The following is a 6,517-nucleotide window of genomic DNA, read 5'->3' on the forward strand; positions in this document are numbered from 1 at the left end:
ACCTTGCGTTCGCGGTTAAATCGGAGCTACCTTAAAAGTAGACCATATTACTAATACACATTCGGAGTAATAATGCGATCAATTTATTTCCTCCTCAGCGCGCTATTGCTAACCAGTTGCATGCCTCAGGCGCCGACTTCTTCCACGGCACAAAAAACCACACCGGCTGTTTACACGCTAAACAACAACGGCGATAAGATTCGCTGGCAAACCCCTCGCTTGCAGACTGGAAACAAGGTGTTCAACGTATCGACAGGTGAATATGGCACGGTGGTAGGCGATATTGTTGTGACCAGCCAAGCTTTACCCACTGACATGCTGCGCGCTCGATATAAAATAAACAACCTCTCTGGGAATAACTATCGCTTAACCCCCATTAATAAAATTGATTTAGCCGCTGAGATGATGCAACTGCAACAAAACGAAGCCATCGACGTTGTTGAGCTATTAGTGGATTATTCAAAACCAAGCCAAGCGGCTATCAAATAGTCATTTATTGCTACTTATTACAGCTAAAAACTGTCCGCACATCATCGCTAGGCGATTGTTTTTCATACGCTAACCGTGTAGCCTAAAAAAATAATTAAGTATTTGGAGCGTCATTGTGACATTTACGCCGCCCTAGGCTTTTTCCTTCCTTTTGTGCACTACACTTAGTGCCGCAACCTTTATTGTGTGCGCAGTATGCGAACACACTCAATAACACAATCATTGTCCATTGGGGCAACGAATAGTTCGTGCCATGTTATCGAGGCTGTGACGCTTAGCTTTTCAGCGTTTGTAGCTTACCCGAGGGCGCCAACTAGTAACGCGTTAGGTTATCTCTATGTTTGAACACGTAAGACAAGAATGGTTTTCTAATATTCGCGGCGATGTGCTTGCTGGAATCGTAGTGGCGCTTGCACTGGTGCCCGAAGCCATTGCTTTTTCCATTATCGCCGGGGTCGACCCTAAGGTGGGGTTATACGCCTCTTTCTGTATCGCCGTGGTAATTGCCTTTGTTGGTGGTCGTCCGGGGATGATTTCGGCGGCCACCGGCGCCATGGCGCTGCTGATGGTTACACTCGTTAAAGAGCACGGCTTAGAGTACTTACTGGCCGCGACCCTGCTCACTGGGGTGCTGCAAATCATCGCTGGCGCACTGCGCCTCGGTGAGCTAATGCGGTTCGTTTCTCGTTCGGTGGTCACCGGCTTCGTCAACGCCTTGGCAATATTGATATTTATGGCACAACTGCCAGAGCTCACTAATGTCACCTGGCATGTGTACGCCATGACTGCTGCCGGCTTGGCTATTATCTATTTATTTCCCTATGTACCCGTGGTCGGCAAAGTGATCCCCTCGCCACTGGTATGCATCGTATCGATGACCATTGTTGCCATGGTCATGGGCCTAGATATTCGCACTGTCGGTGATATGGGCGAGTTGCCAGACACCCTCCCAGTATTTTTATGGCCGGATGTGCCTTTGAACCTTGAGACCCTTAGTATTATCTTCCCCTACTCTGTCGGCCTTGCCGTGGTGGGCTTGCTGGAATCGATGATGACCGCCACTATCGTAGACGATTTAACCGATACCCCAAGCGATCGTAACCGCGAATGTAAAGGCCAAGGTATCGCCAATATTGGTGCTGGCTTGTTCGGCGGTATGGCCGGGTGTGCCATGATTGGGCAATCTATTATCAATGTTAAATCCGGCGGTCGTGGTCGGCTTTCTACTTTTGTTGCTGGCAGCTTTTTATTGATCATGGTGGTGTTTCTCGATCAATGGCTAAAACAAATCCCCATGGCGGCATTGGTGGCAGTGATGATTATGGTATCGATTGGTACTTTCTCATGGTCGTCTATTCGCGACTTACGCACCCATCCATTATCGACTAATGTGGTGATGATCAGCACCGTTATCGTGGTCGTTGCCACCCATAACCTCGCCTTGGGTGTGCTAGTTGGGGTGTTACTCGCCACGCTGTTTTTCGCCAATCGCATTGGTCGTTTTATGGCGGTTACAACAAGCCATAATGAACAGCAGCACAGCGTTACTTACACCGTCAAAGGGCAAGTCTTTTTTGCCTCGGCAGAGCAGTTTATTGCTGCTTTTGACTTTAAAGAAGCGGCCCCCAAAGTGATTATTGATTTAACTCATGCTCACTTTTGGGATGTGACAGCCGTGGCTGCGTTAGATAAGGTAGTCATAAAATATCGCCGTGAAGGCGCAGAGGTCAGTGTTATCGGAATGAACGAAGCCACCGAAACCGTAGTAGACAAATTTGGCGTTCACAACGACCCTAAAGAAGTGGATAAGCTCATGGGCGGACATTAGGAGCATACTATGAAGAAAATAATTACCTGCGTGGATGGCTCAGCAATCACTCAAGCGGTCACTGACGCCGCTATATGGTCAGCAAATAAACTGCAACACCCGCTGTGTTTTTTACACACCATTGAGCGCCAACAGCAACACGGCGCGGATGACCTTAGCGGTGCTATCGGTCTCGGAGCTCGCTCATCGTTACTCAATGAGATGACAGAGCTCGATGAAAAGCGCGGCAAAATGGCGTTGGAGTTGGGGCAGCAGCTACTCGAAGATTTGGCCACACAAGCCAAACAAGCTAACGTTGAGCAAGTAGAAACGCGCCAACGCCATGGCGATGTGGTCGAGGCCATTATTGACCTCAGTGACATGTCACGGTTAATCGTTATTGGCCGCTGTGGTGAAAACCATGAAGATAACTTCAAAGCATTGGGCTCACACATTGAGACCTTGCTGCGCCAGGCCAGCGCGCCGGTGCTATTGGTGCCGAAACAGTTCTCAGCACCGAAGTCATTTATGATTGCCTATGATGGCCGCGCCACCGCCGACAAGGCACTGCAGAAGGTTATCGACGGGGGCCTTTTACATGGCATCCCCTGCCACTTAGTGGCGGTAAAAAATAAAGAGCGTGACTTAGCACCAAAGCTAAAGCTAGCCACGCAACGTTTGCAAGAGCAAGGGTTTGATGTCAAAGCCGAGCTGCTTGAAGGCCCTATTTACGACTCGCTGATGGCCTATAAACAAGCCAATGATATCGAGTTGATGGTTATGGGCGCTTTCGCGCACTCGAAACTGCGGCAACTTTTTGTTGGTAGCAATACTCTGCGGATGCTGGAAACCTTGGATATCCCGCTGGTGGTGTTACGTTAAACACACTTCAAGCCCGCTAGGCGCTTTGCGGCGCGGGCTTTGCCTTAAATATTTGCAAAGTAAGTGATTCTTTACTTGCTTTGCACAATCAACTGCCTTATAGTGACCGCTTGTTTGCATTATCTCACCAAGCAAACCCGACACCACAGTGTCATCGTGATGCCTTTCCTTGATCCAGTCAGTTCCATCGCCACAATACAAGCCTTAAAAGTCTGACCAGAGATTTATAAGCTCAATGCCTTTATCTGTTGCAAGTAAAAGCCAGAGCCTGCTCCGTGTGAACAACGCGGCCATTTCCAGACGATAATAAGGCTTATTTTTTGCGCCCAAGGCGCCCAAATAAAAAGAGTTTTATTATGTCCTATTTATATCAAAATCAGCGTATTGATATTGCGCTACCTATCCATGCTATTTCCGTGAACAAACATGCGATGGCGATTCGCCACCATCAAGGAAAAAGCTACATTGAGTTTGCCAACAAAGCCGATATGCAAGGTTTTATGCATTGGCTCTCAAGCCAGTAATCAAGAATGCGGTGCTCCCAAGCGCCGTGCCTCAAAAGCGTAACGAGTATAAGTTTATAACACCTTTCAGCAAATTGAGGCGCGCCCTGCCTAGCCTGCAATGCTGAGATGCCAGGTGCTATTAAACGCTGGGGTAAACCCTTTTATGCCCTCTGGCATGGCCGCTCGGTTAAGGCAATCAAGGCGATAATGGTCGCCATAGAGTTGCTGTAATTCATCTGCTGGAACCGATTGTGGTGTGCTTTGCGGTTCGGGTTGAGGGTACTCCACAGTGACCACAAGCTGCTGCGCCTGAGGGCACAGCTCTTTTAGCTTGGCGCTGTAACGCATGCGCAGGGGCGCATCTAAAGCAACCAGTGCGCCGCGATCGTAGATAGCCGTCACTCCCTCTAATTGTGCTCGTTCAAGCGCAAACACATCACCCACATACACGCAGAGGTTGCCCGCCTGATAACACCGGTGCTCACCCTGCTGAGAGATATCTGGGGTGAGCTCAAGCGCTTGAAACAACGCCTGCACGGCGTCTTCACTGAGCTCCACCGCAACCACAGCGTGCCCTTGTTGCAACAGCCACTGCACATCAATACTTTTACCACACAATGGCACAAACACCCGCGCGCCTAGATTCAATGCCAGGGTGGGGAAAAACGCCACTAGGTTGCTATTAGGCTCTTGTTGATCAAAGCCAATATCCCCTTGCTGCCAACGTTGTAACCAATATTCAGGATTCATAATACACTCTCAATGACTCACAATTAGACTGCCAATGTGTAGGCCGACACCAAAAATACCATGGCTCAGCATGCTTTTACCCCGTGCCAGCCAGGGCTTGGGGGTGTGGCGCGCGGCTAAGCCTGCGCCCATGCCCGGCTGCATTACAAAAAATGCAAACACCACCGTGGCTAAGGCGTAGGCGATAGCAATCATTAGACTGGGTGGGCGCTGCAGCCACTGCAACATAAGAAAATACCCTAAGGCAAAGAGTATTCCAATAGCGTAATGCACGCTCCAGCCCAGTGCACATTCACCACGATGCCCTGCTTGTTGCGCAACATGGCATTGCACCATGCCCTGCTCGGGCATTTGCAGTAGCCAGCGCCCGAGCACACACAAGCGCAATGAAGGCACTTGAAGGGTCGATTTTAATAGCCACGCCCAGGCATCAAGTAACGCGGTGGCGATCACTCCGACAACAAGCGCCGCTAACAACATGTCTGTATTCATATGCGACTCCCAAAAGATATTGGCAATAGCATATTCAATTTCACTAATAACCTATACACTGAAATAAACAACTTTAAATTTCATTTATGAAATCATGCTTGATGATATTCGTGTATTTGTTCATATTGCTCAACAAGGCGGATTAGGCGCGGCTGCTCAGGTTTTAGCGCTGCCGCCGGCCACCGTCACTCGGCGTTTACAACGCTTAGAGCAGCACCTTAATTGCAAACTTGTAAACCGCAGTGCCCGTCATTGCCAACTGACGCAACAAGGCGAGGTTTACTACCATGCCTATGTCGATTTGGTGGCGCAATTTGAGCACAATGAGCATCGTCTCAACGAGGCCAACGCCTCGCTAACAGGACAACTAAAAGTATTGGCGCCGATGAACTTCAGCCATGGGTTTTTGAAGCCGTTTTGGCTGCGTTTTACCCGCAGCTATCCACAAATTGCTCTACAGTTGGAACTCAGCAATGATAAGCAGGATATGGTCAACACCCAAGCGGATATGGCAATACGCATTGGCCCCCAACACGATAGCGCGTTTATGCAACAACGCTTAGGTGAAAGTGACACCTTACTGGTCGCCAGCCCTGAATTTATGCAACAGCAAAACTGTGAGGAGGTAAGCACCTTAGAGCAGCTGCGTACCTTGCCTTTAATTGGCACTACGCTGCGCAAAAGCTGGCAATTAACGCACCTTCCCTCAAAACGCCGCCATAAGTTTGTTCCCCGTTTTATGCATCAATTTAACGATACCGGCTTTGTAAAGTATTTGGCTTATGATGGCCAAGGCGCAGCGCTATTGCCCCGCTTTGAAATTATCAATGAGCTACAGCGTAACGAACTTAAATGCATCGCTCCAAATTGGCGCTCTGAGCCGCGTACAATTTATGCACTATGGCCCAGTGGCCGATTACTCAGCCGCCGCGCCAAGCTATTAAAACAGCAACTAAATGAGTTTATTGCCACACATTTACCATCCGACAATGGCTGATCGTTGGCTGCAACGCAGGCATCCAGTCACGCTTGTTTCACTCGTACAGAGTATAAAATGTGAATAAACGGAGATGAGTTTGAGATTAGTTCATGTATTCAAAAGTTGTTCGCCATGCCTAGCTCATGCTTTACACTGCATGCATGTAGCCCACTAACGCTTAGCTACAACTAGTTATCTCGCAATTTAAGGCTCCAACGAACATTTCCTTGCAAAAATTGCGATTAGTGTTTAATTCCTGAACATAGATTGTCATACTTATAGGAAAATCACTCGTTAATAGGGAAATTGATGAAGAAGATACTGTTTGTTCTACCATTTATCTTTTCATGTAGCGCTTCTCAGGCTGCGCAAAAGTGTGACTTTACCGGTAAAGATAAGCTTATTTATGAAATTGCCAAACCTCTGATGCCTTTGGAGTGCAAAACATCCGGCAACGCTTATCGCCTTACCGGTGAGGGCATCAACATTGAAATCAGCTCATATACAAACAAAGAGATGCTTGATGATGAGATGACTGTTGACGGCGAGCGCCTGACCTTCAATCAGCTTTACAGTGCAACTCAATCACCCGAGCCAAGTATTACAAACGAC

At 48.4% G+C, this 6,517-nt stretch carries 8 protein-coding genes; 6 read left to right on the top strand and 2 right to left on the bottom strand.

Annotation, left to right across the window (positions count from 1 at the left end; translation table 11 throughout):
- Nucleotides 1-72 precede the first annotated feature (72 nt).
- The 4 genes from MHM93_RS18575 (at nt 73) to MHM93_RS18590 (ending at nt 3,702) form a co-directional block, all read left to right on the top strand.
- The gene (locus MHM93_RS18575; protein WP_239450138.1) at nt 73-489 is read left to right on the top strand and encodes a hypothetical protein; all 417 of its coding nucleotides are present in this window, start codon (nt 73-75) and stop codon (nt 487-489) included.
- Nucleotides 490-826: 337 nt separating this feature from the next.
- On the top strand, nt 827-2,317 hold the full coding sequence (locus MHM93_RS18580) for a SulP family inorganic anion transporter (RefSeq protein WP_239450139.1): 1,491 nt from the start codon (nt 827-829) through the stop codon (nt 2,315-2,317).
- A gap of 9 nt (nt 2,318-2,326) precedes the next feature.
- Nucleotides 2,327-3,178 (top strand): universal stress protein, encoded by an 852-nt coding sequence (locus MHM93_RS18585; protein WP_022944223.1) that lies wholly within the window; start codon nt 2,327-2,329, stop codon nt 3,176-3,178.
- A 356-nt stretch (nt 3,179-3,534) separates the two neighbouring features.
- A complete protein-coding gene (locus tag MHM93_RS18590; RefSeq protein ID WP_022944222.1) occupies nt 3,535-3,702 on the top strand; it encodes a hypothetical protein in 168 nt (55 codons plus the stop codon).
- Between the two features lie 90 nt (nt 3,703-3,792).
- Here MHM93_RS18590 and MHM93_RS18595 read toward each other — a convergent pair whose 3' ends face one another.
- Both MHM93_RS18595 and MHM93_RS18600 read right to left on the bottom strand, forming a co-directional pair.
- On the bottom strand, nt 3,793-4,434 hold the full coding sequence (locus MHM93_RS18595; protein ID WP_239450140.1) for a thiopurine S-methyltransferase: 642 nt from the start codon (nt 4,432-4,434) through the stop codon (nt 3,793-3,795).
- 9 nt (nt 4,435-4,443) lie between these two features.
- Nucleotides 4,444-4,926, bottom strand: coding sequence for a DUF2938 family protein (locus MHM93_RS18600; RefSeq protein WP_239450141.1), 483 nt, complete (start codon nt 4,924-4,926; stop codon nt 4,444-4,446).
- 94 nt (nt 4,927-5,020) lie between these two features.
- Here MHM93_RS18600 and MHM93_RS18605 point away from each other — a divergent pair, with 94 nt between their 5' ends.
- Both MHM93_RS18605 and MHM93_RS18610 read left to right on the top strand, forming a co-directional pair.
- Complete coding sequence (locus MHM93_RS18605; protein ID WP_239450142.1) at nt 5,021-5,923, top strand: LysR family transcriptional regulator; 903 nt, start codon at nt 5,021-5,023, stop codon at nt 5,921-5,923.
- Between the two features lie 291 nt (nt 5,924-6,214).
- Nucleotides 6,215-6,517: hypothetical protein (locus MHM93_RS18610; RefSeq protein WP_239450143.1), on the top strand; the 303-nt coding region annotated here is incomplete at its 3' end.

The organism is Pseudoalteromonas sp. MM17-2, from assembly GCF_022347945.1.
In the GTDB taxonomy this organism is placed as follows: Bacteria; Pseudomonadota; Gammaproteobacteria; order Enterobacterales; family Alteromonadaceae; genus Pseudoalteromonas; species Pseudoalteromonas ruthenica.

Bases quoted from the DNA above. Each gene is read 5' to 3' on its own strand.
- MHM93_RS18575 (WP_239450138.1), top strand. From the start codon at position 73: ATGCGATCAATTTATTTCCTCCTCAGCGCGCTATTGCTAACCAGTTGC.
- MHM93_RS18580 (WP_239450139.1), top strand. From the start codon at position 827: ATGTTTGAACACGTAAGACAAGAATGGTTTTCTAATATTCGCGGCGAT.
- MHM93_RS18585 (WP_022944223.1), top strand. From the start codon at position 2,327: ATGAAGAAAATAATTACCTGCGTGGATGGCTCAGCAATCACTCAAGCG.
- MHM93_RS18590 (WP_022944222.1), top strand. From the start codon at position 3,535: ATGTCCTATTTATATCAAAATCAGCGTATTGATATTGCGCTACCTATC.
- MHM93_RS18595 (WP_239450140.1), bottom strand. From the start codon at position 4,434: ATGAATCCTGAATATTGGTTACAACGTTGGCAGCAAGGGGATATTGGC.
- MHM93_RS18600 (WP_239450141.1), bottom strand. From the start codon at position 4,926: ATGAATACAGACATGTTGTTAGCGGCGCTTGTTGTCGGAGTGATCGCC.
- MHM93_RS18605 (WP_239450142.1), top strand. From the start codon at position 5,021: ATGCTTGATGATATTCGTGTATTTGTTCATATTGCTCAACAAGGCGGA.